At 53.7% G+C, this 23,483-nt stretch carries 22 protein-coding genes; 12 read left to right on the top strand and 10 right to left on the bottom strand.

Annotated features, from left to right (window positions below):
- Window positions 1-82 precede the first annotated feature (82 nt).
- Together nlpD and rpoS are read left to right on the top strand one after the other, a co-directional pair.
- Entirely contained in the window at window positions 83-1,171 is a 1,089-nt protein-coding gene (nlpD, locus tag RGV86_RS07615; protein ID WP_286136638.1) for a murein hydrolase activator NlpD, read from the top strand.
- A gap of 62 nt (window positions 1,172-1,233) precedes the next feature.
- On the top strand, window positions 1,234-2,226 hold the full coding sequence (gene rpoS / locus RGV86_RS07610; protein WP_000081550.1) for an RNA polymerase sigma factor RpoS: 993 nt from the start codon (window positions 1,234-1,236) through the stop codon (window positions 2,224-2,226).
- A gap of 202 nt (window positions 2,227-2,428) precedes the next feature.
- On the opposite strand, the gene pphB is transcribed toward rpoS, so the two are convergent.
- Entirely contained in the window at window positions 2,429-3,085 is a 657-nt protein-coding gene (gene pphB / locus RGV86_RS07605) for a protein-serine/threonine phosphatase (protein WP_085461081.1), read from the bottom strand.
- A gap of 105 nt (window positions 3,086-3,190) precedes the next feature.
- On the bottom strand, window positions 3,191-5,752 hold the full coding sequence (gene mutS, locus RGV86_RS07600; protein ID WP_085461080.1) for a DNA mismatch repair protein MutS: 2,562 nt from the start codon (window positions 5,750-5,752) through the stop codon (window positions 3,191-3,193).
- Window positions 5,753-6,037: 285 nt separating this feature from the next.
- On the opposite strand from mutS, the gene RGV86_RS07595 reads away from it, so the two are divergent.
- Entirely contained in the window at window positions 6,038-6,391 is a 354-nt protein-coding gene (locus RGV86_RS07595; RefSeq protein ID WP_000015504.1) for a nitrous oxide-stimulated promoter family protein, read from the top strand.
- Window positions 6,392-6,429: 38 nt separating this feature from the next.
- On the opposite strand, the gene flhA is transcribed toward RGV86_RS07595, so the two are convergent.
- The 6 genes from flhA to hypA all read right to left on the bottom strand — a co-directional run bounded on the left by flhA (window position 6,430) and on the right by hypA (window position 12,199).
- Window positions 6,430-8,508, bottom strand: coding sequence for a formate hydrogenlyase transcriptional activator FlhA (gene flhA / locus RGV86_RS07590; protein WP_010348056.1), 2,079 nt, complete (start codon window positions 8,506-8,508; stop codon window positions 6,430-6,432).
- A 73-nt stretch (window positions 8,509-8,581) separates the two neighbouring features.
- Window positions 8,582-9,592: a hydrogenase maturation carbamoyl dehydratase HypE gene (gene hypE / locus RGV86_RS07585; RefSeq protein WP_085461078.1), complete on the bottom strand. Its 1,011-nt coding sequence runs from the start codon at window positions 9,590-9,592 to the stop codon at window positions 8,582-8,584.
- Window positions 9,589-10,710 carry a hydrogenase formation protein HypD gene (hypD, locus tag RGV86_RS07580; RefSeq protein ID WP_085461077.1) on the bottom strand — a complete coding sequence of 374 codons (1,122 nt, stop codon included), beginning with the start codon at window positions 10,708-10,710 and terminating at the stop codon, window positions 9,589-9,591. The genes hypE and hypD overlap by 4 nt, the downstream gene beginning before the upstream one ends.
- Window positions 10,710-10,982 carry a hydrogenase 3 maturation protein HypC gene (gene hypC, locus RGV86_RS07575; RefSeq protein WP_000334881.1) on the bottom strand — a complete coding sequence of 91 codons (273 nt, stop codon included), beginning with the start codon at window positions 10,980-10,982 and terminating at the stop codon, window positions 10,710-10,712. Before hypC ends, hypD begins: the two co-directional genes overlap by 1 nt.
- Complete coding sequence (hypB, locus tag RGV86_RS07570; RefSeq protein WP_000337678.1) at window positions 10,973-11,845, bottom strand: hydrogenase nickel incorporation protein HypB; 873 nt, start codon at window positions 11,843-11,845, stop codon at window positions 10,973-10,975. Before hypB ends, hypC begins: the two co-directional genes overlap by 10 nt.
- A gap of 3 nt (window positions 11,846-11,848) precedes the next feature.
- Window positions 11,849-12,199 carry a hydrogenase maturation nickel metallochaperone HypA gene (gene hypA, locus RGV86_RS07565; protein WP_001516945.1) on the bottom strand — a complete coding sequence of 117 codons (351 nt, stop codon included), beginning with the start codon at window positions 12,197-12,199 and terminating at the stop codon, window positions 11,849-11,851.
- Between the two features lie 212 nt (window positions 12,200-12,411).
- Here hypA and hycA point away from each other — a divergent pair, with 212 nt between their 5' ends.
- The 9 genes from hycA to hycI all read left to right on the top strand — a co-directional run bounded on the left by hycA (window position 12,412) and on the right by hycI (window position 20,274).
- The gene (hycA, locus tag RGV86_RS07560) at window positions 12,412-12,873 is read left to right on the top strand and encodes a formate hydrogenlyase regulator HycA (RefSeq protein ID WP_000158052.1); all 462 of its coding nucleotides are present in this window, start codon (window positions 12,412-12,414) and stop codon (window positions 12,871-12,873) included.
- Between the two features lie 124 nt (window positions 12,874-12,997).
- Complete coding sequence (gene hycB, locus RGV86_RS07555) at window positions 12,998-13,609, top strand: formate hydrogenlyase subunit HycB (protein WP_001079186.1); 612 nt, start codon at window positions 12,998-13,000, stop codon at window positions 13,607-13,609.
- Entirely contained in the window at window positions 13,606-15,432 is a 1,827-nt protein-coding gene (gene hycC, locus RGV86_RS07550) for a formate hydrogenlyase subunit 3 (RefSeq protein ID WP_085461076.1), read from the top strand. Before hycB ends, hycC begins: the two co-directional genes overlap by 4 nt.
- A gap of 2 nt (window positions 15,433-15,434) precedes the next feature.
- Window positions 15,435-16,358 (top strand): formate hydrogenlyase subunit HycD, encoded by a 924-nt coding sequence (gene hycD, locus RGV86_RS07545; protein ID WP_000115224.1) that lies wholly within the window; start codon window positions 15,435-15,437, stop codon window positions 16,356-16,358.
- A 17-nt stretch (window positions 16,359-16,375) separates the two neighbouring features.
- Window positions 16,376-18,085 (top strand): formate hydrogenlyase subunit HycE, encoded by a 1,710-nt coding sequence (gene hycE / locus RGV86_RS07540; protein WP_001288118.1) that lies wholly within the window; start codon window positions 16,376-16,378, stop codon window positions 18,083-18,085.
- A gap of 9 nt (window positions 18,086-18,094) precedes the next feature.
- Window positions 18,095-18,637, top strand: coding sequence for a formate hydrogenlyase subunit HycF (gene hycF, locus RGV86_RS07535; RefSeq protein WP_000493804.1), 543 nt, complete (start codon window positions 18,095-18,097; stop codon window positions 18,635-18,637).
- The gene (gene hycG / locus RGV86_RS07530) at window positions 18,637-19,404 is read left to right on the top strand and encodes a formate hydrogenlyase subunit HycG (RefSeq protein ID WP_000067387.1); all 768 of its coding nucleotides are present in this window, start codon (window positions 18,637-18,639) and stop codon (window positions 19,402-19,404) included. The genes hycF and hycG overlap by 1 nt, the downstream gene beginning before the upstream one ends.
- Entirely contained in the window at window positions 19,401-19,811 is a 411-nt protein-coding gene (hycH, locus tag RGV86_RS07525; protein WP_001291918.1) for a formate hydrogenlyase assembly protein HycH, read from the top strand. Before hycG ends, hycH begins: the two co-directional genes overlap by 4 nt.
- Window positions 19,804-20,274, top strand: a complete 471-nt coding sequence (hycI, locus tag RGV86_RS07520; RefSeq protein ID WP_000132947.1) for a hydrogenase maturation peptidase HycI — start codon at window positions 19,804-19,806, stop codon at window positions 20,272-20,274. Before hycH ends, hycI begins: the two co-directional genes overlap by 8 nt.
- Before the next feature lie 157 nt (window positions 20,275-20,431).
- Here hycI and ascB read toward each other — a convergent pair whose 3' ends face one another.
- Both ascB and ascF read right to left on the bottom strand, forming a co-directional pair.
- Complete coding sequence (gene ascB / locus RGV86_RS07515) at window positions 20,432-21,856, bottom strand: 6-phospho-beta-glucosidase AscB (RefSeq protein ID WP_085461299.1); 1,425 nt, start codon at window positions 21,854-21,856, stop codon at window positions 20,432-20,434.
- A gap of 8 nt (window positions 21,857-21,864) precedes the next feature.
- Window positions 21,865-23,322: a PTS cellobiose/arbutin/salicin transporter subunit IIBC gene (ascF, locus tag RGV86_RS07510; RefSeq protein WP_001107834.1), complete on the bottom strand. Its 1,458-nt coding sequence runs from the start codon at window positions 23,320-23,322 to the stop codon at window positions 21,865-21,867.
- Window positions 23,323-23,483: the final 161 nt, after the last annotated feature.

Raw genomic sequence — 23,483 nt, 5'->3', positions numbered from 1 at the left:
GGTTATTAATCAATTTTTTCCTGGGGGATAAATGAGCGCGGGAAGCCCAAAATTCACCGTTCGCCGTATTGCGGCTTTGTCACTGGTTTCGCTATGGCTGGCTGGCTGTTCTGACACATCGAATCCACCGGCACCGGTCAGTTCCGTTAATGGTAATGCGCCTGCAAATACCAATTCAGGTATGTTGATTACGCCACCGCCGAAAATGGGAACGACATCTACAGCGCAGCAACCGCAAATTCAGCCGGTACAGCAGCCACAAATTCAGTCTACACAACAACCACAAATCCAACCGGTACAGCCTGTCGCTCAGCAACCGGTGCAAATGGAAAATGGGCGTATCGTCTACAACCGTCAGTACGGGAATATTCCGAAAGGCAGTTATAGCGGCAGTACCTATACCGTGAAAAAAGGCGACACACTTTTCTATATCGCCTGGATCACCGGCAACGATTTCCGTGACCTCGCTCAGCGCAATAATATTCAGGCACCATACGCGTTGAACGTCGGTCAGACCTTGCAGGTTGGCAACGCCTCCGGTACGCCGATTACTGGCGGAAATGCCATTACCCAGGCGGATGCAGCAGAGCAAGGAGTTGTGATCAAGCCTGCACAAAATTCCACCGTTGCTGTTGCGTCGCAACCGACAATTACGTATTCTGAGTCTTCGGGTGAACAGAGTGCTAACAAAATGTTGCCGAACAACAAGCCAACTGCGACCACGGTCACAGCGCCTGTAACGGTGCCAACAGCAAGCACAACCGAGCCGACTGTCAGCAGTACATCAACCAGCACGCCTATCTCCACCTGGCGCTGGCCAACTGAGGGCAAAGTGATTGAAACCTTTGGCGCTTCTGAGGGGGGCAATAAGGGGATTGATATCGCAGGTAGCAAAGGACAGGCAATTACCGCGACCGCAGATGGCCGCGTTGTTTATGCCGGTAATGCGCTGCGCGGTTACGGTAATCTGATTATCATCAAACATAATGATGATTACCTGAGTGCCTACGCCCATAACGACACAATGCTGGTCCGGGAACAACAAGAAGTGAAGGCGGGGCAAAAAATAGCAACCATGGGTAGCACCGGAACCAGTTCAACACGCTTGCATTTTGAAATTCGTTACAAGGGGAAATCCGTAAACCCGCTGCGTTATTTGCCGCAGCGATAATTCGGCGGAACCAGGCTGTTGCTTGAGCGTTCCGTCAAGGGATCACGGGTAGGAGCCACCTTATGAGTCAGAATACGCTGAAAGTTCATGATTTAAATGAAGATGCGGAATTTGATGAGAACGGAGTTGAGGTTTTTGACGAAAAGGCCTTAGTAGAAGAGGAACCCAGTGATAACGATTTGGCCGAAGAGGAACTGTTATCGCAGGGTGCCACACAGCGTGTGTTGGACGCGACTCAGCTTTACCTTGGTGAGATTGGTTATTCGCCACTGTTAACGGCCGAAGAAGAAGTTTATTTTGCGCGTCGCGCACTGCGTGGAGATGTTGCCTCCCGCCGCCGGATGATTGAGAGTAACTTACGTCTGGTGGTAAAAATTGCCCGCCGTTATGGCAATCGTGGTCTGGCTTTGCTGGATCTTATCGAAGAGGGCAACCTGGGGCTTATCCGCGCGGTTGAGAAGTTTGACCCGGAACGTGGTTTCCGCTTCTCAACATACGCAACCTGGTGGATTCGCCAGACGATCGAACGGGCGATTATGAACCAAACCCGTACTATTCGTTTGCCGATTCACATCGTAAAGGAGCTGAACGTTTACCTGCGAACCGCACGTGAGTTGTCCCATAAACTGGATCACGAACCGAGTGCGGAAGAGATCGCAGAGCAACTGGATAAGCCAGTTGATGACGTCAGCCGTATGCTTCGTCTTAACGAGCGCATTACCTCGGTAGACACCCCTCTGGGCGGTGATTCCGAAAAAGCGTTGCTGGACATTCTGGCCGATGAAAAAGAGAACGGTCCGGAAGACACCACGCAAGATGACGATATGAAACAAAGCATCGTCAAATGGCTGTTCGAGCTGAACGCCAAGCAGCGTGAAGTGCTGGCACGTCGATTCGGTTTGCTGGGGTACGAAGCGGCAACACTGGAAGATGTAGGTCGTGAAATTGGCCTCACTCGTGAACGTGTTCGCCAGATTCAGGTTGAAGGCCTGCGCCGTCTGCGTGAGATTTTGCAGACTCAGGGGCTGAATATCGAGGCGCTGTTCCGCGAATAAGCAAGCATCTGTCAGAAAGGCCAGTCTCAAGTGAGGCTGGCCTTTTTCTTTTGTATGACTTGTCCTGAATAGCGTTGATGGTGACGCCAGCTCCTGACAGTAAACTGGTGTGCGAAACCCGATGTCTTTATGAAGAAATTCATGACCGATATTGGCAATAGCGGATCTGAACCAGAGATGATCCTTATCCTGACTGGATTAATTATTTAATTTTATAAAACGATAACCGTCCGCTTTTCGGCGATCCGGTATCAATATAAATCTGGTTAGCGAATGTCTGAATGTTATCAAACATCATATGTCCAAATATAAAATAATCAGCACCGTTTATTTTTTGTAACTCGCCATTAAGCGACTTCTGCACGCGATCAACAGGCCAGAGTAATTCGCTTTCCGCGATTTCTTTGCCAAAGTGATATTCATTACCCGGATAATCTGCATGTGTGATGACATATTTTATAAAATCGTTACTCAATTCGATAATATGCGGGAGATGATGAAATCTCAGTAACAGATCTATTACTTCTTTTTTCTCTGAATCATTTAAATCAAAGAACCAGTCACCGCCGCTGGCTAACCACATATTGCCATCACCAGTCGCGAATGCATCAAGCGCCATCGCTTCATGGTTACCTTTAACCGACGTAAACCAGGGCTGATTTAACAGGCGTAGCACATTAAGACTCTCCGACCCACGATCAATATTATCGCCTGTGGAAATAAGTAAGTCTGTTTCGTGACAAAAAGATAATTCATGCAAACGGGATTGTAATAATTGATAGTCACCATGAATATCACCAACAACCCATATATGGCGGTAGTGATAAGCATCAATTTTTTGATAGCGTGTTGATGGCATGATTTTACCCTGTAAAATAATCTCTACTATTATACAGGGTATTTTTATTAGATTCGTCAGTTGTCGTTAATATTCCCGATAGTAAAAGGCTATCGGGAATTATTTTTACACCAGACTCTTCAACCGATAAATCCACTCCAGCGCCTGACGCGGAGTCAGAGAATCTGGATCGAGATTTTCCAGTGCTTCGACCGCTGGCGAGGTTTCTTCCGGCACAGAAAGTAGCGACATTTGCGTACCATCTACCTGTGTAGCGGCAGCATTCGGCGAAATGCTTTCCAGCTCACGCAGTTTCTGTCGCGCACGTTTGATCACCTCTTTCGGTACACCTGCCAGCGCAGCAACCGCCAGACCGTAGCTCTTACTCGCCGCGCCGTCCTGTACGCTGTGCATAAAGGCGATAGTGTCTCCGTGCTCCAGCGCATCGAGATGCACGTTGGCGACGCCTTCCATTTTCTCCGGCAGTTGAGTCAGCTCGAAGTAATGGGTAGCAAACAGCGTCAATGCTTTAATTTTATTCGCCAGATTTTCGGCACATGCCCACGCCAGCGACAGGCCATCGTAAGTCGACGTTCCGCGCCCAATCTCATCCATCAATACCAGACTGTACTCGGTGGCGTTATGCAGAATATTAGCGGTTTCGGTCATCTCCACCATAAAGGTTGAACGTCCGGAAGCCAGATCATCCGCTGCGCCAACACGGGTGAAGATGCGATCGATCGGCCCAATCTCGACTTTTTGTGCCGGTACGTAACTGCCAATATACGCCATCAGCGCAATCAACGCGGTCTGGCGCATATAGGTACTTTTACCGCCCATGTTCGGACCGGTGATGATCAACATCCGTCGCTGCGGTGACAGGTTCAGCGGGTTAGCGATAAACGGCTCATTCAGCACCTGTTCAACCACCGGATGGCGACCTTCGGTAATACGAATGCCGGGTTTATCGATAAAGGTCGGGCAGGTGTAGTTCAGGGTATATGCGCGTTCTGCCAGATTTACCAGCACGTCCAGTTCTGCCAGCGCGCTCGCACTCTGTTGTAACGCTTCCAGATGCGGCAGTAGCAGGTCGAACAACTCTTCATAAAGCTGTTTTTCCAGCGTCAGTGCTTTACCTTTTGAAGTCAGTACCTTGTCTTCGTACTCTTTCAGCTCCGGAATAATGTAACGTTCGGCGTTTTTCAGTGTCTGGCGGCGCATATAGTTAATTGGCGCCAGATGACTTTGCCCACGGCTGATTTGAATGTAGTAGCCGTGCACCGCATTAAAGCCGACTTTCAGCGTGTCCAGACCGGTACGTTCACGTTCGCGGATTTCCAGACGCTCCAGATAATCGGTCGCACCGTCAGCCAGCGCACGCCACTCATCCAGCTCTTCGTTATAGCCTGGAGCGATGACGCCACCGTCGCGCACCAGCACCGGTGGCGTGTCGATGATTGCTCGCTCCAGCAGGTCGCGCAGTTCGGCAAATTCGCCCATTTTTTCACGCAGCGCCTGTACTGGTGCACTATCGACATTTTCTAGCTGTGCACGCAGTTCCGGCAGTTGCTGGAAGGCATGACGCATACGAGCAAGGTCGCGCGGGCGAGCGGTACGCAACGCCAGGCGTGCCAGAATACGCTCCAGATCGCCGACCTGCCGGAGTACCGGCTGTAACTCGGCGGTGAAATCCTGCAATGCGCCAATAGTTTGCTGACGCTCAAGCAACACACGGGTGTCGCGCACCGGCATATGCAGCCAGCGTTTCAGCATACGGCTACCCATCGGCGTGACGGTGCAATCGAGCACGGAAGCCAATGTATTTTCCGCGCCGCCCGCCAGATTCTGGGTAATTTCCAGGTTACGACGCGTCGCAGCATCCATAATGATGCTGTCCTGCTCACGTTCCATAGTGATAGAGCGAATATGCGGCAGGGTCGTGCGTTGGGTATCTTTCGCATACTGTAACAGACAACCGGCAGCACAAAGCCCACGAGGCGCGTTCTCGACGCCAAAACCGACCAGATCGCGGGTGCCAAATTGCAGGTTCAACTGCTGGCGCGCGGTGTCGATTTCAAACTCCCACAGCGGACGACGACGCAGGCCGCGACGACCTTCAATCAACGACATCTCGGCGAAATCTTCTGCATACAACAGTTCCGCCGGATTGGTGCGTTGCAGCTCTGCCGCCATCGTTTCGCGGTCAGCCGGTTCGCTCAGACGAAAACGGCCGGAGCTGATATCCAGCGTCGCGTAACCGAAACCTTTGCTGTCCTGCCAGATAGCCGCCAGCAGATTGTCCTGACGCTCCTGTAGCAGGGCTTCATCGCTGATCGTGCCCGGCGTGACGATACGGACAACTTTGCGCTCAACCGGCCCTTTGCTGGTAGCCGGATCGCCGATTTGTTCACAAATCGCAACCGACTCACCTTGATTCACCAGTTTGGCGAGATAGTTTTCCACTGCATGGTAGGGAATACCCGCCATCGGGATCGGCTCGCCCGCAGATGCGCCGCGTTTAGTCAGTGAAATATCTAGCAGCTGCGACGCTCGTTTTGCGTCGTCATAAAATAGCTCGTAAAAGTCACCCATCCGGTAGAACAGCAGGATCTCAGGATGCTGGGCTTTCAGCTTGAGGTACTGCTGCATCATTGGCGTATGGGCGTCGAAATTTTCTATTACACTCATGGAGTTAGATCCGGTTCCCTGATGTTAAATGTAGTGTGATGGTTTTTATTTTCGTTGTAATCACATAAGGCGCACATGATACCGGAGTTAATCATTTCAGGGGAAGACACGAAAGGTGAGTTCTTGATGTCGGTTCCGGGAAAAATGCTGCTTTGCAGCGTTTGCTTGTTGGCTGTGGAAAAGGGGCGCAACATTGTCTGGTTGAAGAAACCTTCTCCTTCAGAGCCATAGTCCCCTTTACATTTAAGTTGTAATATAAATGCACCTTAAGAGTGTGGAGGCAGCATGTCCGGTAAGCGTATCTCTCGTGAAAAACTGACGATTAAAAGAATGATCGATCTTTATCAAGCGCAATGCCCGCAGGCGTCAGCGGAGCCGGGGCATTACGATGCGCTGTTTGCTTACGCGCAAAAGCGGCTGGATAAATGTGTGTTCGGCGAAGAGAAACCAGCCTGTAAGCAGTGTCCGGTTCACTGTTATCAGCCAGCAAAGCGTGAGGAGATGAAACAGATTATGCGTTGGGCGGGGCCGCGAATGCTGTGGCGTCATCCGATCTTAACCGTGCGTCATCTGATTGATGATAAGCGTCCGGTGCCGGAATTGCCGGAAAAATATCGCCCGAAGAAACCACGTGAATAGCGTGCCGGATAGATCTTCCTGTCCGGCACTCCAGACGATTAAACCAACGCCGCTTTATCAATTCCCAGCCGCTTCATCCGTGACAGCAGGGTCGTGCGTTTTAACCCCAGACGTTGCGCAGCGCCTTTCGGACCCGCGACTACGCCGTTCGTCTCTTTTAATACGCGAACAATCAGTTGATATTCATCTTCGCCTTCCTGAGCGACGACCGTTGCAGCAGGCGGCGTTTCGGGTTCTGGCAGTGAGATATCGGGTAAAGAGAGTTGTAGAACATTACCGCGAGTCAGCAGTACCGCACGCTCAATAACATTTTCCAGTTCGCGCACGTTACCCGGCCATTCCATGTTGCTCAATATGCGCAGTGTCTCGGCAGGAATGCTGTCGATATTGCGCCCCAGTCGGCGGGCAATTTTGAAGGTAAAGGCTTTCGCCAGCAGCGGAATATCTTCCGGGCGCTCGCGTAACGGCGGCAGGTGGATCGGGAAGACGTTCAGGCGGTAATAGAGATCGCTACGGAACTCGCGGTCGGCGACCATTTTTTTCAGATCGCGATTAGTTGCGGCGATTAAACGCACGTCTGTCTGAATGATTTTGTTGCTGCCGAGGCGTTCAAACTCCTGCTCCTGCAATACGCGCAGCAACTTTGGCTGTAACTCCAGTGGCATATCGCCCACTTCATCGAGGAACAGAGAGCTTTTATCCGCCAGTTCAAAACGACCGATGCGCTGGGCGCTGGCACCGGTAAAGGCACCACGTTCATGACCAAACAGATCGCTTTCCAGTAATCCGGCAGGCATCGCCGCGCAGTTCATTTTCACCATGCGACGATTATTACGCCCACTGAGATTATGGATTGCGCGGGCAATCAGCTCTTTACCCGTGCCAGTTTCACCGAGGATCAGAACGGTACTGTCGCTTTGCGCCACCATTTCAACTTGTTTAAGCACGCTGTACATGGCTTCGCTGCGACCAATAATCTCGCCAAATTCACTATCCACTTTGTTGAGTTGTTCCGTCAGGGCAAGGTTTTCATCAACCAGCCGCTCTTTCAGACGGTGGATTTCCTGGTAGGCGAGGGCATTATCCACGGCGATTGCCACTCGTTCGGCAATCTGGCGCAGCAAACTCAGGTTGGTGGTGGTAAATATTTTCTCTTCGCACTGTGCCAGTTTCAGCACGCCCAGCATGGTATTGCCAGACATCAACGGCAGCAGGCACAGCGTCTGGATCTGGTTGCCCCAGGTATCGAACAACATGCGTTCGTAGGGGGCTAAATCATCCCGCTCGTGGAGATTAATCAGCAGCATCTCTTTGCTTTTAAATACGCGCTCGGTGAGGGTTCCGGCCTCATCAACTTCACTCTGTTCGTGAGTGGGATGCTGTTTATCGAGATAGTGAGTGGAGTAGACGTTGAGTTTGTTTTTGCGGTGGCTGCGTAAGACGATGCTGATATCGTCAATGTCGAAGTAGTAGTGGATCTCTTTCGCCACTTCGCTGACCAGTTCGTCCATGTCCAGGCGGGAGAGTACCGCATTGGTGATGGCAACCAGAATGCGGAAGTTATCCCGTTCCCGACATAACAGTTCGTAGTCGACATTGTTGATGATGCGACTCTGAATTTGCTCGGTGACAACAGAAACAATCTGCGTAAAGGTTTGCAGGCGATTGAACTCTTTTTCGCTCCACGGGCGATCGTCATAACGAATAAATTCACAGCCGCCAAAAATATGTCCTTCCGCTGCCTGTGGCATCAGGCAATAGTGACCAAATTTAGGGTATAGCCCGCTTGTGGCCAGTTGTGGCCAGGTTTCACAAAATTCTTCGTAGCTGCAATGCAGCGTATCAGGACGTGACAAAATGCTGCGCACCGGCCCATGTGCCAGAACGGTTTCGTCTTCGTATTTTATAGGGGGTTCTTTGTCACGCGACGCGTAATAAGTCGCACGTTGAGTCTGCGCTTGCCACAACACAATCGCCGCGTTGTCGGCGAGCGCAGAACGCTTTACCAGTTGCGAAAGAGCCTCACACAGCGAGGCCAGATCGGGCTGCTGCAATAGTGTCCGAGTGATGTCGAACAACCCTTGTTGCCCGAGATCACTCATCGGTGTATACGACATGTTGTTCTTCCAGGAAAGCACCGCTAAGCGGTGCAAAAGGTAAATGACAAATTATAGGAGCTTTAGATTTTTATTAGCATATACGAGGCAGCGGTTCGGCGTGAGGTAGATCGAGAGTTCGTTTCACGCCATAAAGCCCTGCGAGACGAACACCTTTACGTTCCACCACTTCGCCAATTAACGCCGCATCCTGTCCTAGTGGATGGGAATGCAGCGCCGCCAACACTTGCTCAGCCGCGTTACGCTCTACGGCAATCACCAGCTTACCTTCGTTGGCAAAGTTGAGGGCGTCCAGCCCCAGCAGCTCACAAACGCCGCGCACGGCAGGTTTAACCGGCAGTGCCGCTTCTGTAATTTCAATACCACAACCGCAGGCTGCCGCAAACTCATGAACCACCGCATTCACCCCACCACGGGTGGCATCGCGCAGCGCCTTCACGCCGGGAATGTCTCGCAGCGTCTGAATCAGCGGCGTCAGCACCGCGCAGTCGCTGACCAGTTCGCCATCCAGCCCCAGTTGTTCGCGCAAGTTAAGGATAGTCGCACCGTGGTCGCCGAGCGTACCGCTAACCAGCAATACATCGCCGGCGGTCAGGGTTTGTGCACCCCAGTGAATATTTGCCGGGATCGCGCCCATGCCTGCGGTGTTGATAAACAGTTTATCTGCCGCCCCACGCTGCACCACTTTGGTATCGCCGGTGACAATAGCAATGCCAGCCGCACGGGCAGTTTCAGCCATGCTGGTGACCACGGCTTTCAGCGTCTCCATCGGCAATCCTTCTTCAAGGATAAATCCACAGGAGAGATAGCGTGGAATTGCGCCGCTGACCGCCACGTCATTCGCCGTGCCGCAAATCGCCAGCTTGCCAATATTGCCACCAGGAAAGAACAGCGGGTCAATGACGTAACTGTCGGTGGAAAAGGCCAGACGGTCGCCTTCCGCCACCAGTTGTGCCAGGTCAAGACGCGCCTGATCTTCCTGCTCAGCCAGCCATGGATTCGCAAAGGCTTCCATAAACAGGCTGTTGATTAATTGCTGCATCGCCTGGCCGCCGCTGCCGTGGGCGAGTTGGATATTATTCACGCTTCACTCTCCTGCTGACGATACTGATACCACGCGGCGCACGCTCCTTCAGAGGAGACCATCAGCGCGCCGAATGCGGTTTGAGGATTACAGGTGTTACCAAACAGCGGGCATTGATGCGGCTTACATTTGCCCGTCAATACTTCGCCACAGCGCGCGCGTGGGTCATCGCAAACCTGCTGCGGTGCCGGGCGGAAATGCGCTTCAGCGTCAAATTGCTGATAATTCGGCGTCAGATGCACGCCTGAGGATTCGATCACCCCAAGGCCACGCCATTCGCTGTCGCCGTTGACGCAGAACACGTCGGCTATCGCCTGTTGCGCCAGCAGGTTACCTGCGTCAGGCACCACTCGCCGGTACTGATTCTCTACTTTGCTGTGGGCCGCTATTTTCTGCTCTACCAGCATCACCACGCCTTGTAGTAGATCAAGTGGTTCGAAACCAGCGACCACCAGCGGACGATTAAAATCGCTGGCGATAAAATTATAGGCATCGGTGCCGATAACCATACTGACGTGGCCTGGCGCGAGGAACGCATCAATGCCATTGTCCGGTTGTTCCAGCAAACTGCGCAGCGTGGGGATAAGCGTAATGTGCTGGCAGAAGAAGTAAAAGTTCTGCACATCGTGGGCTTTTGCCTGTTGCAGGGTGATGGCGGTGGTCGGCATGGTGGTTTCAAACCCTAAACCGAAGAACACCACTTTGCGGGTTGGGTTCTCTTGCGCCAGTTTCAACGCATCCATTGGCGAGTAAACGATGCGCACATCGGCACCGCGTGCTTTTGCCTGCAACAGTGACCCCTGTTTTCCAGGTACGCGCATGGCGTCGCCAAAGGTACAGAAAATCACTTCCGGATGGCTGGCAATCTCCACGCAGGTGTCGATTCTGCCCATCGGCAGTACACACACCGGGCAGCCCGGACCGTGGATAAACTCAACGTTTTCTGGCAGTAACTGATCGAGGCCGAATTTAAAAATGGCGTGGGTATGACCGCCACACACTTCCATAATGCGCAGAGGGCGTTCGGCAGTGTAAGAGAGATGTGAAGCACGTTCGCGCAGATGCTCAATTAACTGCATCACCTGTTCCGGCGCGCGATATTCATCAACAAAACGCATTATTTTTCCTCGCCATACAACAGCGCGCCAACATCCGGCTCAACGTCAAACATATTTTGTAATGCGTCGAGGGTGTCGCGCGCTTCGGCTTCATTAATTACGCTCATGGCAAAGCCAACGTGAACCAGTACCCACTGGCCCACGCGCGGCTGACCGTTTTCATCGCAGCTGCCGACTAACGTTAAATCGACATCGCGCTGAATGCCGCAGACGTCGACTTTAGCCTGGTTACCGTCAATGGTGCGGATCTGGCCGGGAACGCCTATGCACATCGCTGTGTCTCCAGCCAGTTCAGCCACTGGTCCATCCCTTCGCCGCTGGTGGCGGAAATGAGGATGATTTCAATTTCTGGATTGACTTCGCGGGCGCAGGCGATGCATTTCTCAACGTCGAAATTGAGATACGGCAGCAGGTCAACTTTGTTGAGCAGCATCAGCGAGGCGGCGGCAAACATATGCGGATATTTCAGCGGTTTGTCTTCGCCTTCGGTAACGGAAAGCACCGCAACTTTATGTTTTTCACCCAGATCGAAGCTGGCCGGGCATACGAGGTTGCCGACGTTTTCGATAAACAGAATACCGTTATCGTCCAGTGGCAGACGCGGCGCGGCGTCGGCGATCATCTGTGCGTCAAGATGGCAACCTTTACCGGTGTTCACCTGAATCGCTGGCGTGCCGGTAGCGCGAATACGTGCGGCATCGTTCACGGTTTGCTGGTCGCCTTCAATCACCGCGCACGGAACGCTGTCTTTCAGGCGCATTAAGGTTTCCGTCAGCAGCGTGGTTTTACCGGAACCGGGGCTGGATACCAGGTTGAGCACCAGTTGATTACGGGCAGCAAAACGCGCGCGGTTACGTTCAGCCAGGCGATTATTTTTGTCCAGCACGTCAATTTCGACTTCCAGCATCCGGCGCTGGCTCATGCCCGGCGCGTGTGTGCCTGCTTCGCCATGACCGTAATGCAGGTCGCCCTCTTCGGTCTGGCTGGGGGTAAATTCAGGCGCTTTAATGCCGGTTATTTTCATCTTCGGGCGTGCAGCCGGGGCAAAAGGCGCGCTACGAAACGCGGAATGAGGGTTATGTTCATCACCCTCGATATACAGGTTGCCTTCACCGCAACCGCATGTTGTACACATCGCTCACTCCTGGTCTATTTCTATCCGCCGAATCTGTAAACCGTCGTCTGCCACAATGCGCAGCATGTCGCCATGACACTGTGGGCAGCGGCGGACGCGCTGGGTCAGTAGCGTCACATACTGTTGGCATGTTTCACACCAGCATTCGGCCTCTTGTTCTTCGAGGTGCAGTTTACAACCTTCCGCCACGCTGCCACGGCAAACCAGATCAAAACAAAAGGCAAGAGAGCTGGTTTCGACACAAGAAAATGCGCCAATTTTGAGCCAGACCCCAGTTACGCGTTTTGCACCGTGCTTTGCGGCCTGTTGTTCAATCAATTCCAGTGCCCGTTGGCAGAGGGTTATTTCGTGCATATCGCCTCCCATTAACTATTGCCAGCTATAAGCAATAATTGTGCCAGTGTTGACTATCCCTGCGGTGAATAATGTCGATGATGTCGAAATGACACGTCGACACGGCGTCGAAATTCAGCGGAATCATAAAAATCACCTAAATAACAATGAATTAAAAATTGGCACAAAAAATGCTTAAGGGCAGGCATCTCTGTTAAACGGGTAACCTGACAATGACTATTTGGGAAATAAGCGAGAAAGCCGATTACATCGCACAGCGGCATCGTCGCCTACAGGACCAGTGGCATATCTATTGCAATTCGCTGGTTCAGGGGATCACGTTATCAAAAGCGCGTTTGCATCACGCGATGAGCTGCGCGCCAGATAAAGAACTCTGTTTCGTTCTTTTTGAACATTTTCGCATTTACGTCACCCTGGCGGATGGCTTTAACAGCCATACCATCGAGTATTACGTCGAAACGAAAGATGGCGAAGACAAACAGCGGATTGCACTGGCTCAGTTGAGCAGTGACGGCATGATTGATGGCAAGGTCAACATCCGTAATCGCGAACAAGTGCTGGAACACTATCTCGAAAAAATCGCCGGCGTTTACGACAGCTTATACACCGCCATTGAAAACAATACCCCGGTGAATTTAAGCCAACTGGTAGAGGGACAAAGCTCGGCAGCATGAGCTGAGGCTTTGCCCGTTTTGCAGGCGTCATGCCTGTTTGGGGATGGGCGTGTCGATGAGTGTCGAAAATGACATTTCATCGGCATGTTTTCGTCAAAAATGACAATCACCTGAGGAATGCCTGGTGAATCGTTTTGTAATTGCTGACTCCACGCTCTGTATCGGTTGCCACACCTGTGAGGCCGCCTGCTCAGAGACGCATCGCCAGCACGGCCTGCAATCCATGCCGCGCCTGCGAGTGATGCTAAATGAAAAAGAATCTGCACCGCAGCTCTGTCACCACTGTGAAGATGCGCCCTGTGCGGTGGTCTGCCCGGTTAATGCCATCACCCGCGTTGATGGTGCCGTGCAGTTGAATGAAAGTCTGTGCGTAAGCTGCAAACTTTGCGGCATCGCCTGCCCGTTTGGCGCAATTGAATTTTCCGGCAGCCGTCCGCTGGATATTCCGGCAAATGCCAATACCCCGAAAGCGCCACCGGCACCGCCTGCTCCGGCGCGTGTCAGCACATTGCTTGACTGGGTGCCGGGCATTCGCGCGATCGCCGTCAAATGTGATCTTTGTAGCTTTGATGAACAAGGTCCGGCCTGCGTGCGGATGTGCCCAACCAAAGCCCTGCATCTGGTGGATAACACCGATATCGCCCGCGTCAGCAAACGTAAGCGTGAGCTGACTTTTAATACGGACTTTGGCGATCTCACCTTGTTTCAGCAGGCTCAAAGTGGAGAGGCTAAATGAGCGCAATTTCCCTGATCAACAGCGGCGTGGCGTGGTTTGTTGCCGCCGCTGTTCTGGCATTTCTCTTTTCTTTTCATAAGGCGCTGAGTGGCTGGATAGCCGGGATTGGCGGCGCGGTTGGTAGCGTGTACACAGCAGCAGCAGGTTTCACCGTGCTGACGGGGGCGGTCGGCGTGAGCGGTACGCTGTCACTGGTAAGCTACGATGTGCAAATCTCTCCGCTTAACGCGATTTGGTTGATAACCCTCGGCCTGTGTGGCCTGTTTGTCAGCCTCTACAACATTGACTGGCATCGCCACGCGCAGGTGAAATGCAACGGTTTGCAGATCAATATGCTGATGGTTGCCGCCGTGTGCGCCGTCATTGCCAGCAATCTGGGCATGTTCGTGGTAATGGCCGAAATCATGGCTCTGTGCGCGGTGTTTCTCACCAGCAACAGCAAAGAGGGCAAACTGTGGTTTGCGCTGGGGCGTCTTGGCACTCTGCTGCTGGCGATTGCCTGCTGGCTGGTCTGGCAACGTTACGGCACGCTGGATCTGCGCCTGCTGGATATGCGCGTGCAACAGCTGCCGCTCGGTTCCGATATCTGGCTGCTCGGCGTGATTGGCTTTGGCCTGCTGGCCGGGATTATCCCGCTGCACGGCTGGGTGCCGCAGGCTCATGCTAACGCTTCTGCGCCTGCTGCCGCGCTGTTTTCCACGGTGGTAATGAAAATCGGCCTGCTGGGCATTTTAACCCTGTCTCTGCTGGGCGGTAACGCGCCGCTGTGGTGGGGAATTGCGCTGCTGGTGCTCGGCATGATCACCGCGTTCGTCGGTGGTTTGTATGCGCTGATGGAGCACAACATCCAGCGTCTGCTGGCTTACCACACACTGGAAAATATCGGCATCATCCTGCTGGGGCTGGGGGCTGGCGTAACGGGTATCGCGCTCGAACAACCGGCGCTGATTGCTCTTGGCCTGGTCGGTGGCCTGTACCATCTGCTTAATCATAGCCTGTTCAAAAGCGTACTGTTCCTTGGGGCGGGTAGCGTCTGGTTCCGTACTGGTCATCGCGATATCGAAAAACTCGGCGGCATTGGCAAGAAAATGCCGGTTATCTCCATCGCCATGTTAGTCGGGCTGATGGCAATGGCTGCGCTGCCGCCGTTGAACGGTTTTGCCGGTGAATGGGTTATCTATCAATCCTTCTTCAAACTGAGCAATAGCGGAACGTTCGTTGCCCGTCTGCTGGGGCCGCTGCTCGCCGTGGGGCTGGCAATTACCGGTGCGCTGGCGGTGATGTGTATGGCGAAAGTCTATGGCGTTACGTTCCTCGGTGCGCCGCGTACCAAAGAAGCCGAAAACGCCACCTGTGCGCCGCTCCTGATGAGCGTAAGCGTGGTGGCACTGGCGATTTGCTGCGTGATTGGCGGTGTTGCTGCGCCGTGGCTGCTGCCGATGCTGTCAGCAGCTGTACCTCTGCCGCTGGAGCCTGCTAACACTACCGTTTCTCAACCAATGATCACCCTGCTGCTGATTGCCTGCCCGCTGCTGCCATTCATCATTATGGCGATTTGCAAAGGCGACCGCCTGCCGTCACGTTCCCGTGGCGCGGCATGGGTGTGCGGCTACGACCACGAAAAATCAATGGTGATTACTGCTCATGGTTTTGCCATGCCGGTGAAACAGGCGTTTGCGCCGGTGCTGAAACTGCGCAAAGTGCTGAATCCAGTGTCGCTGGTGCCGGGCTGGCAGAGCGAGGGGAGTGCGTTGCTGTTCCGCCGGATGGCGCTGGTTGAACTGGCGGTGCTGGTGGTGATTATTGTTTCACGAGGAGCCTGAGAATGAGTGTTTTATATCCGTTAATTCAGGCGCTGGTGTTATTTGCCGTTGCGCCGCTGCTCTCCGGTATAACCCGCGTGGCGCGCGCACGCTTGCATAACCGTCGCGGACCGGGCGTGTTGCAGGAATATCGCGACATTATCAAACTGCTGGGGCGTCAGAGTGTTGGCCCGGATGCCTCCGGCTGGGTGTTCCGCCTGACGCCATACGTGATGGTGGGCGTCATGCTGACTATCGCTACCGCGCTGCCGGTGGTGACCGTCGGTTCTCCGCTGCCGCAACTGGGCGATTTGATCACCTTACTGTATCTCTTTGCCATCGCGCGTTTCTTCTTTGCCATTTCCGGTCTGGATACCGGTAGCCCGTTTACCGCTATCGGCGCGAGCCGTGAAGCGATGCTCGGTGTGCTGGTCGAGCCGATGTTGTTGCTCGGCCTGTGGGTCGCGGCGCAGGTTGCCGGTTCCACCAACATCAGCAACATCACCGACACCGTTTATCACTGGCCTCTGAGCCAGAGCATCCCGCTGGTGCTGGCACTCTGTGCCTGCGCATTCGCCACCTTTATCGAAATGGGCAAACTGCCGTTCGACCTTGCGGAAGCCGAGCAGGAGTTGCAGGAAGGGCCGCTCTCTGAATACAGCGGCAGCGGCTTTGGCGTCATGAAATGGGGTATCAGCCTGAAACAGCTGGTGGTGTTGCAGATGTTCGTCGGGGTGTTTATTCCGTGGGGACAAATGGAAACCTTCACCGCTGGCGGGCTGCTGCTGGCGCTGGTGATTGCCATCGTCAAACTGGTGGTCGGCGTCCTGGTTATCGCGCTGTTCGAAAACAGCATGGCCCGTCTGCGTCTTGATATTACTCCGCGCATTACCTGGGCTGGGTTTGGCTTTGCATTTTTAGCGTTCGTCTCCTTGCTGGCGGCGTGATTAAAGAGAGTATGAGCATGTCTGAAGAAAAATTAGGTCAACATTATCTCGCCGCGCTGAATGAGGCATTTCCGGGCGTCGTGCTGGATCACGCCTGGCAGACCAAAGATCAGCTGACCGTGACCGTAAAGGTGAACTATCTGCCGGAAGTGGTGGAGTTCCTCTACTACAAACAGGGTGGTTGGCTGTCGGTACTGTTTGGTAACGATGAACGCAAACTGAATGGTCATTATGCCGTTTACTATGTGCTGTCGATGGAGAAGGGCACGAAGTGCTGGATAACCGTGCGCGTCGAAGTTGACGCCAACAAACCGGAATATCCGTCCGTGACGCCGCGCGTTCCGGCGGCGGTCTGGGGCGAGCGTGAAGTGCGCGATATGTACGGTTTGATTCCGGTTGGTCTGCCGGATGAACGCCGTCTGGTGCTGCCGGATGACTGGCCGGATGAACTCTACCCGTTGCGTAAAGACAGCATGGATTATCGTCAACGTCCGGCACCAACCACCGATGCAGAAACCTACGAGTTCATCAACGAACTGGGTGATAAGAAAAACAACGTGGTGCCGATTGGCCCACTGCACGTTACCTCCGATGAACCGGGTCACTTCCGCCTGTTCGTTGACGGCGAAAACATTATCGACGCCGACTACCGCCTGTTCTACGTCCATCGCGGCATGGAAAAACTGGCGGAAACCCGTATGGGTTACAACGAAGTGACCTTCCTGTCGGATCGTGTTTGCGGGATCTGCGGCTTTGCCCACAGCACCGCCTACACCACGTCGGTGGAAAACGCGATGGGTATTCAGGTACCAGAACGCGCGCAGATGATCCGCGCCATTCTGCTGGAGGTGGAACGCCTGCACTCGCATCTGCTCAACCTCGGCCTCGCCTGTCACTTTACCGGCTTTGACTCCGGCTTTATGCAGTTCTTCCGCGTGCGTGAATCTTCCATGAAAATGGCGGAGATCCTCACCGGGGCGCGTAAAACTTACGGTCTGAACCTGATCGGCGGGATTCGTCGCGATCTGCTGAAAGATGACATGATCCAGACCCGTCAACTGGCGCAGCAAATGCGTCGTGAAGTACAGGAGCTGGTGGATGTGCTGCTGAGTACGCCAAATATGGAACAGCGCACCGTCGGCATTGGTCGTCTGGATCCGGAAATCGCCCGCGATTTCAGTAACGTTGGCCCGATGGTGCGCGCCAGCGGCCACGCTCGTGATACCCGTGCTGATCACCCGTTTGTCGGTTATGGCCTGCTGCCGATGGAAGTTCACAGCGAGCAGGGCTGCGACGTTATTTCGCGTCTGAAAGTGCGTATCAACGAAGTCTTTACCTCGCTCAATATGATCGACTACGGCCTGGACAATCTGCCAGGCGGCCCGCTGGCGGTGGAAGGATTCACCTACATTCCACACCGTTTTGCGCTGGGCTTTGCCGAAGCGCCGCGCGGCGATGATATCCACTGGAGCATGACCGGCGATAACCAGAAGCTGTACCGCTGGCGCTGTCGTGCCGCGACCTACGCGAACTGGCCGACCCTGCGCTACATGTTGCGCGGCAACACCGTTTCTGATGCGCCGCTGATTATCGGTAGCCTCGACCCTTGCTACTCCTGTACCGACCGCATGACCGTGGTCGATGTGCGTAAGAAGAAGAGCAAAGTGGTGCCGTACAAAGAACTCGAGCGTTACAGCATTGAGCGTAAAAACTCGCCGCTGAAATAAGGAATCGCCATGTTTACCTTTATCAAAAAAGTCATCAAAACCGGCACGGCGACCTCGTCTTATCCGCTGGAGCCGATTGCGGTTGATAAAAACTTCCGTGGTAAGCCAGAGCAGAACCCGCAGCAGTGCATTGGCTGCGCGGCCTGCGTCAATGCCTGCCCGTCAAACGCCTTAACGGTTGAAACCGACCTCACCACCGGTGAGCTGGCGTGGCAGTTCAATCTTGGGCGCTGCATCTTCTGTGGACGCTGCGAAGAAGTCTGCCCGACGGCGGCGATCAAACTGTCGCAAGAGTACGAACTGGCGGTATGGAAGAAAGAAGACTTCCTGCAACAGTCCCGCTTCGCGCTGTGCAACTGCCGCGTCTGCAATCGTCCTTTCGCCGTACAGAAAGAGATCGACTACGCCATTGCGCTGCTTAAGCACAATGGTGACAGCCGCGCGGAAAACCACCGCGAAAGCTTTGAGACTTGCCCGGAATGTAAGCGCCAGAAATGCCTGGTGCCGTCCGACCGTATTGAACTGACTCGCCATATGAAAGAGGCCATCTGATGAGCAATTTATTAGGCCCCCGTGACGCCAACGGCATTCCGGTTCCGATGACGGTGGATGAATCCATCGCCAGCATGAAGGCGTCGTTACTGAAAAAAATCAAACGTTCTGCCTACGTTTACCGCGTGGACTGCGGTGGCTGCAACGGCTGCGAAATTGAAATTTTCGCCACGCTTTCGCCGCTGTTCGATGCAGAACGCTTCGGTATTAAAGTTGTTCCGTCCCCGCGTCATGCGGATATTTTACTGTTTACCGGCGCGGTCACCCGTGCAATGCGATCCCCTGCGCTACGTGCGTGGCAGTCCGCGCCGGACCCTAAAATCTGTATCTCTTACGGTGCCTGCGGTAACAGCGGTGGCATTTTCCACGATCTCTACTGCGTGTGGGGCGGTACGGATAAAATCGTCCCGGTGGATGTTTACATCCCTGGTTGCCCGCCAACGCCTGCCGCCACGCTGTACGGCTTTGCAATGGCGCTCGGCCTGCTGGAGCAGAAAATCCACGCCCGTGAGCCAGGCGAACTGGATGAGCAACCGGCAGAGATTCTGCATCCGGATATGGTGCAGCCGCTGCGCGTGAAAGTGGATCGCGAAGCGCGTCGCCTGGCGGGTTACCGCTACGGTCGCCAGATTGCCGATGACTTCCTTACGCAATTAGGGCAGGGCGAAGAGCAGGTTGCTCGCTGGCTGGAAGCGGAAAACGATCCGCGTCTGAACGAGATTGTCAGCCATCTGAATCATGTTGTTGAAGAGGCGCGTATCCGATGAGTGAAAAGGTGGTGTTCAGTCAACTGAGCCGTAAATTTATTGATGAGAACGATGCCACGCCCGCCGAGGCGCAGCAGGTGGTCTATTACAGCCTGGCGATTGGTCACCACCTTGGGGTTATCGATTGTCTGGAAGCGGCGCTCACCTGCCCGTGGGATGAATATCTGGCATGGATTGCCACTCTGGAGGCGGGCAGCGAAGCCCGCCGCAAAATGGAAGGCGTGCCGAAATATGGTGAGATCGTCATCGACATTAACCATGTGCCGATGCTGGCCAACGCATTCGATAAAGCCCGGGCAGCGCAAACTTCGCAGCAGAAGGAATGGAGTACAATGCTGTTAAGTATGCTGCATGATATTCATCAGGAAAACGCCATCTATTTGATGGTGAGGAGATTGCGTGACTGACGTTTTACTCTGTGTTGGCAATAGCATGATGGGCGATGATGGCGCAGGCCCGCTACTGGCGGAAAAGTGCGCCGCCGCGCCGAAAGGTCACTGGGTGGTGATTGACGGCGGTAGTGCACCGGAAAACGACATTGTCGCTATTCGCGAACTGCGCCCGACACGACTGCTGATTGTCGACGCCACGGATATGGGGCTAAACCCCGGCGAGATCCGCATCATCGATCCGGATGATATCGCCGAGATGTTTATGATGACTACCCATAACATGCCGTTGAACTACCTTATCGACCAGTTGAAAGAAGATATTGGCGAAGTGATTTTCCTCGGCATCCAGCCGGATATCGTCGGCTTTTACTACCCGATGACCCAGCCGATTAAAGATGCGGTAGAAACCGTTTATCAACGACTGGAAGGCTGGGAAGGGAATGGCGGATTCGCGCAGTTAGCGGTGGAAGAAGAGTAGTTTTTCAGTAAGGAATCAGGACAGGGATGTTCTTGATGAGGGAATCAGAACTGATGGCAAACGCTAAATTGCCCGATGCGCTGCGCTTATCGAGCCTACAAAGTTCGTGCGACATGTAGGCCGGATAAGGCGTTCACGCCGCATCCGGCACGGTTGCTTACTCTAAATCTTCACCGTTACTGGCAATCACTTTTTTATACCACCAGAACGATTTCTTACGCGTGCGCGCCAGCGTGCCGTTACCTGCATCGTCACGGTCTACATAGACAAAACCGTAGCGTTTGCTCATTTCACCCGTAGAGGCGGAAACTAAATCAATACAGCCCCAGGTGGTGTAGCCCATCAGCGGAATGCCGTCTGCAATCGCTTCGCCCATTGCGCGGATATGTTCGCGCAAATAGCTGATGCGATAGTCATCGTTAATCTCACCATTGGCAGTAAATTCATCTTTTGCGCCGAGGCCGTTTTCCACCAGAAACAGCGGCTTCTGATAACGGTCGTACATCATGTTCATGGTGATGCGCAGACCGAGCGGATCAATACCCCAGCCCCAGTCGCTCACTTGTAGATACGGGTTACGCAGCGATTTCACCACGTTCGCTGCACTGCTGTTGTTGGCGTTCATCTCCGCCGAGGCGCAGCGCGAGGCGTAATAGCTGAAAGAGATAAAATCGACGGTGTTTTTCAGGATCTCATCATCGCCCGGTGCTTTGTCGATGGTTACCCCTTTTTCGCGAAATACGCGGGCAGAGTAAGCTGGGTACGCGCCCCGCGCCTGCACATCGATAAAAAACAGGTTTTCCCGATCTTTCTCCAGCGCCGCCCAGACATCTTCCGGCTTGCAACTGTAAGGGTAGAAGTTACCGCCCGCCAGCATACAGCCCACCTGATTTTGCGGGTTAACCTCATGGGCGATTTTGGTGGCTAATGCACTGGCAATCAGCTGGTGGTGTGCGGCCTGATATTTCACCTGATCCTGATTTTCCCCTTCTTCAAACACCAGACCCGCACCGGAGAACGGGCTATGCAACATAATGTTGATTTCATTGAAGGTTAGCCAGTATTTCACCAGGCCATCAAATGCTTCAAAACAGGTTCGGGCGTAGCGAGTGAAAAACTCCACCAGCTTACGGTTACGCCAGGAGCCATATTCCGTCACCAGATGCATCGGCACATCGAAGTGACACAACGTGACCAGCGGTTCGATACCGTACTTTTTACACTCTTCAAAGACAGAACGATAAAAAGCAATGCCCTGCTGGTTGGGCGTCAGCTCATCGCCCTGCGGGAAGAGGCGGCTCCAGGCTATTGAGGTACGGAAAACCTTGAATCCCATCTCTGCCATCAGGGCGATATCTTCTTTATACCGATGATAAAAATCCGTCGCCTCATGGCTGGGGTAAAACTCGTCATCGCGCAACTGAAAACGTTTTTCCAGCCCCAGTTTCACCGCCATTCGATGCTCGCCGTGTGGGATCATATCGACCGTGGTCAGCCCTTTGCCACCTTCACGGTACGCACCTTCAGACTGGTTGGCGGCAAGCGCGCCGCCCCATAAAAAACCTTCTGGAAATACTGACATTTTCATCCTCAATTAAGACTTACTTCTTTGGCGACGGTCGGTTGTACGCTCTGATGCTTTCGCGCCTCGGCAGCCGCTTCCTCAACAGGAATATCCTCAAAGCCGAGCAGCAGTGTGAGGATAAACGACAGCACCACCGCCAGCGCCATGACCGCGAACACCCAGACGATGCTCATTGGATTCGCCGGATCGAAGAACTGCACGCTGGTAAATAGCCCCGGCGCTGCCATTGAGTGGCTGGCAAGCCCCGCCATACCGGCAACCGCGCCGCAAATAAAACCGCTGATAAGACTGGCGATAAGCGGACGTTTCAGGCGGATCGCCACGCCGTATAACGCCGGTTCGGAAATCCCCGCCATAATGGCTGATGCCGCCGCAGCCAGTGCCGTCTGGCGCAGTTCCGGGTTTTTCGTTTTCCACGCCACCGCCAGCGATGAACCGCCCAGCGACAGGTTAGCGCCGATCTCTGACGGCATGACCATCCCTTCTTTTCCGGTTTCGGCAATGGTCTGAATGATGGTTGGCGTAAAGACGCGGTGCATCCCGGTCATTACCAGCAGCGGCCACAGCGCGCCCATAATGGCGACTGAAAGCCAGCCCAGATAACCATGAATGGTGTAAACCAGCGCCGAAATGGCGCTACCGATCCAGATACCAATCGGGCCAATCAGCAGGATTGCCAGCGGTGCGGCAATCAACACAATCAGCATCGGCTTGAGGAAGTTTTTTGTCACTGCCGGTGTAATGCTGTCCACCCAGCGTTCGATATATGACAGGCACCAGGTCATCACCAGCGCCGGGATCACCGTGTAGGTGTATTTCACCGCCGTGACCGGAATCAGGGCAAATTCAACATGTTCACCCTGAGCCGCTTTCGCCATCAGCTCAATGAAACTCGGATGTACCAGTACACCCGCGATGGCAATCGCCAGCGACATATTGGTTTTAAATTTGATGGCGGCAGATGCCGCGACCATTAGCGGCAGGAAGAAGAAAGCACCGTCACCAATAACATTCAGAATGGTTAAGGTCGGCGATCCTTTTGTCAGCACACCGCTCATCTCGAGGATCATCGCCAGCAGTTTGACCATCGATCCGCCGATAATCGCCGGGATCAGCGGTGACATAGTGCCGATCAGCGCATCAAGGATCCCTGCACCAATGCGACGTAGCGTGAGCTTGGGTTTACCCACGGGCAGGGCGGGTTGCATATCTCCCGGCAGCAGGCTGACGATTTCCTGAAAGGCTTGTGAAACGGTATTGCCGATAATCACCTGACACTGGTTGTCACTACGTACCACGCCGAGTACGCCGGAGATGGTTTTCAACGTCGGGCTGTCGATAAGCGCATCATCTTTAATAACAAAGCGCAAACGCGTCATACAGTGCGTGACCGCCGAGATGTTATCAACGCCGCCCAGTGCCGCTATCACCGAGCGCGCCAGCGCCGCATAATTTTTGGCCATCGGATTTTATCCTGTTATCAGTAGGGTAGAGGTAGTTGTTATCAGTCGACGTGACGGGAAAATGCCGATGCTGAAACGGAAGTAAGAAACCGGTTTCACAAAATCATGAATAGTTATCACTAAATAAGCAAGAGAGTTAATTGTTCATTTTTTATATTTGT

This window comes from Escherichia ruysiae (assembly GCF_031323975.1).
GTDB lineage: Bacteria > Pseudomonadota > Gammaproteobacteria > Enterobacterales > Enterobacteriaceae > Escherichia > Escherichia ruysiae.
Note: the sequence above shows the minus strand (reverse complement) of the source record. Positions and strands in the feature narration are given on the sequence as shown.

What these genes read in the sequence shown, in the direction of transcription:
- rpoS (WP_000081550.1), top strand. Translation starts at nt 1,234, where the DNA reads ATGAGTCAGAATACGCTGAAAGTTCATGATTTAAATGAAGATGCGGAA.
- pphB (WP_085461081.1), bottom strand. Translation starts at nt 3,085, where the DNA reads ATGCCATCAACACGCTATCAAAAAATTGATGCTTATCACTACCGCCAT.
- mutS (WP_085461080.1), bottom strand. Translation starts at nt 5,752, where the DNA reads ATGAGTGTAATAGAAAATTTCGACGCCCATACGCCAATGATGCAGCAG.
- RGV86_RS07595 (WP_000015504.1), top strand. Translation starts at nt 6,038, where the DNA reads ATGTCCGGTAAGCGTATCTCTCGTGAAAAACTGACGATTAAAAGAATG.
- flhA (WP_010348056.1), bottom strand. Translation starts at nt 8,508, where the DNA reads ATGTCGTATACACCGATGAGTGATCTCGGGCAACAAGGGTTGTTCGAC.
- hypD (WP_085461077.1), bottom strand. Translation starts at nt 10,710, where the DNA reads ATGCGTTTTGTTGATGAATATCGCGCGCCGGAACAGGTGATGCAGTTA.
- hypC (WP_000334881.1), bottom strand. Translation starts at nt 10,982, where the DNA reads ATGTGCATAGGCGTTCCCGGCCAGATCCGCACCATTGACGGTAACCAG.
- hypB (WP_000337678.1), bottom strand. Translation starts at nt 11,845, where the DNA reads ATGTGTACAACATGCGGTTGCGGTGAAGGCAACCTGTATATCGAGGGT.
- hypA (WP_001516945.1), bottom strand. Translation starts at nt 12,199, where the DNA reads ATGCACGAAATAACCCTCTGCCAACGGGCACTGGAATTGATTGAACAA.
- hycA (WP_000158052.1), top strand. Translation starts at nt 12,412, where the DNA reads ATGACTATTTGGGAAATAAGCGAGAAAGCCGATTACATCGCACAGCGG.
- hycC (WP_085461076.1), top strand. Translation starts at nt 13,606, where the DNA reads ATGAGCGCAATTTCCCTGATCAACAGCGGCGTGGCGTGGTTTGTTGCC.
- hycD (WP_000115224.1), top strand. Translation starts at nt 15,435, where the DNA reads ATGAGTGTTTTATATCCGTTAATTCAGGCGCTGGTGTTATTTGCCGTT.
- hycE (WP_001288118.1), top strand. Translation starts at nt 16,376, where the DNA reads ATGTCTGAAGAAAAATTAGGTCAACATTATCTCGCCGCGCTGAATGAG.
- hycF (WP_000493804.1), top strand. Translation starts at nt 18,095, where the DNA reads ATGTTTACCTTTATCAAAAAAGTCATCAAAACCGGCACGGCGACCTCG.
- hycG (WP_000067387.1), top strand. Translation starts at nt 18,637, where the DNA reads ATGAGCAATTTATTAGGCCCCCGTGACGCCAACGGCATTCCGGTTCCG.
- hycH (WP_001291918.1), top strand. Translation starts at nt 19,401, where the DNA reads ATGAGTGAAAAGGTGGTGTTCAGTCAACTGAGCCGTAAATTTATTGAT.
- ascB (WP_085461299.1), bottom strand. Translation starts at nt 21,856, where the DNA reads ATGTCAGTATTTCCAGAAGGTTTTTTATGGGGCGGCGCGCTTGCCGCC.
- ascF (WP_001107834.1), bottom strand. Translation starts at nt 23,322, where the DNA reads ATGGCCAAAAATTATGCGGCGCTGGCGCGCTCGGTGATAGCGGCACTG.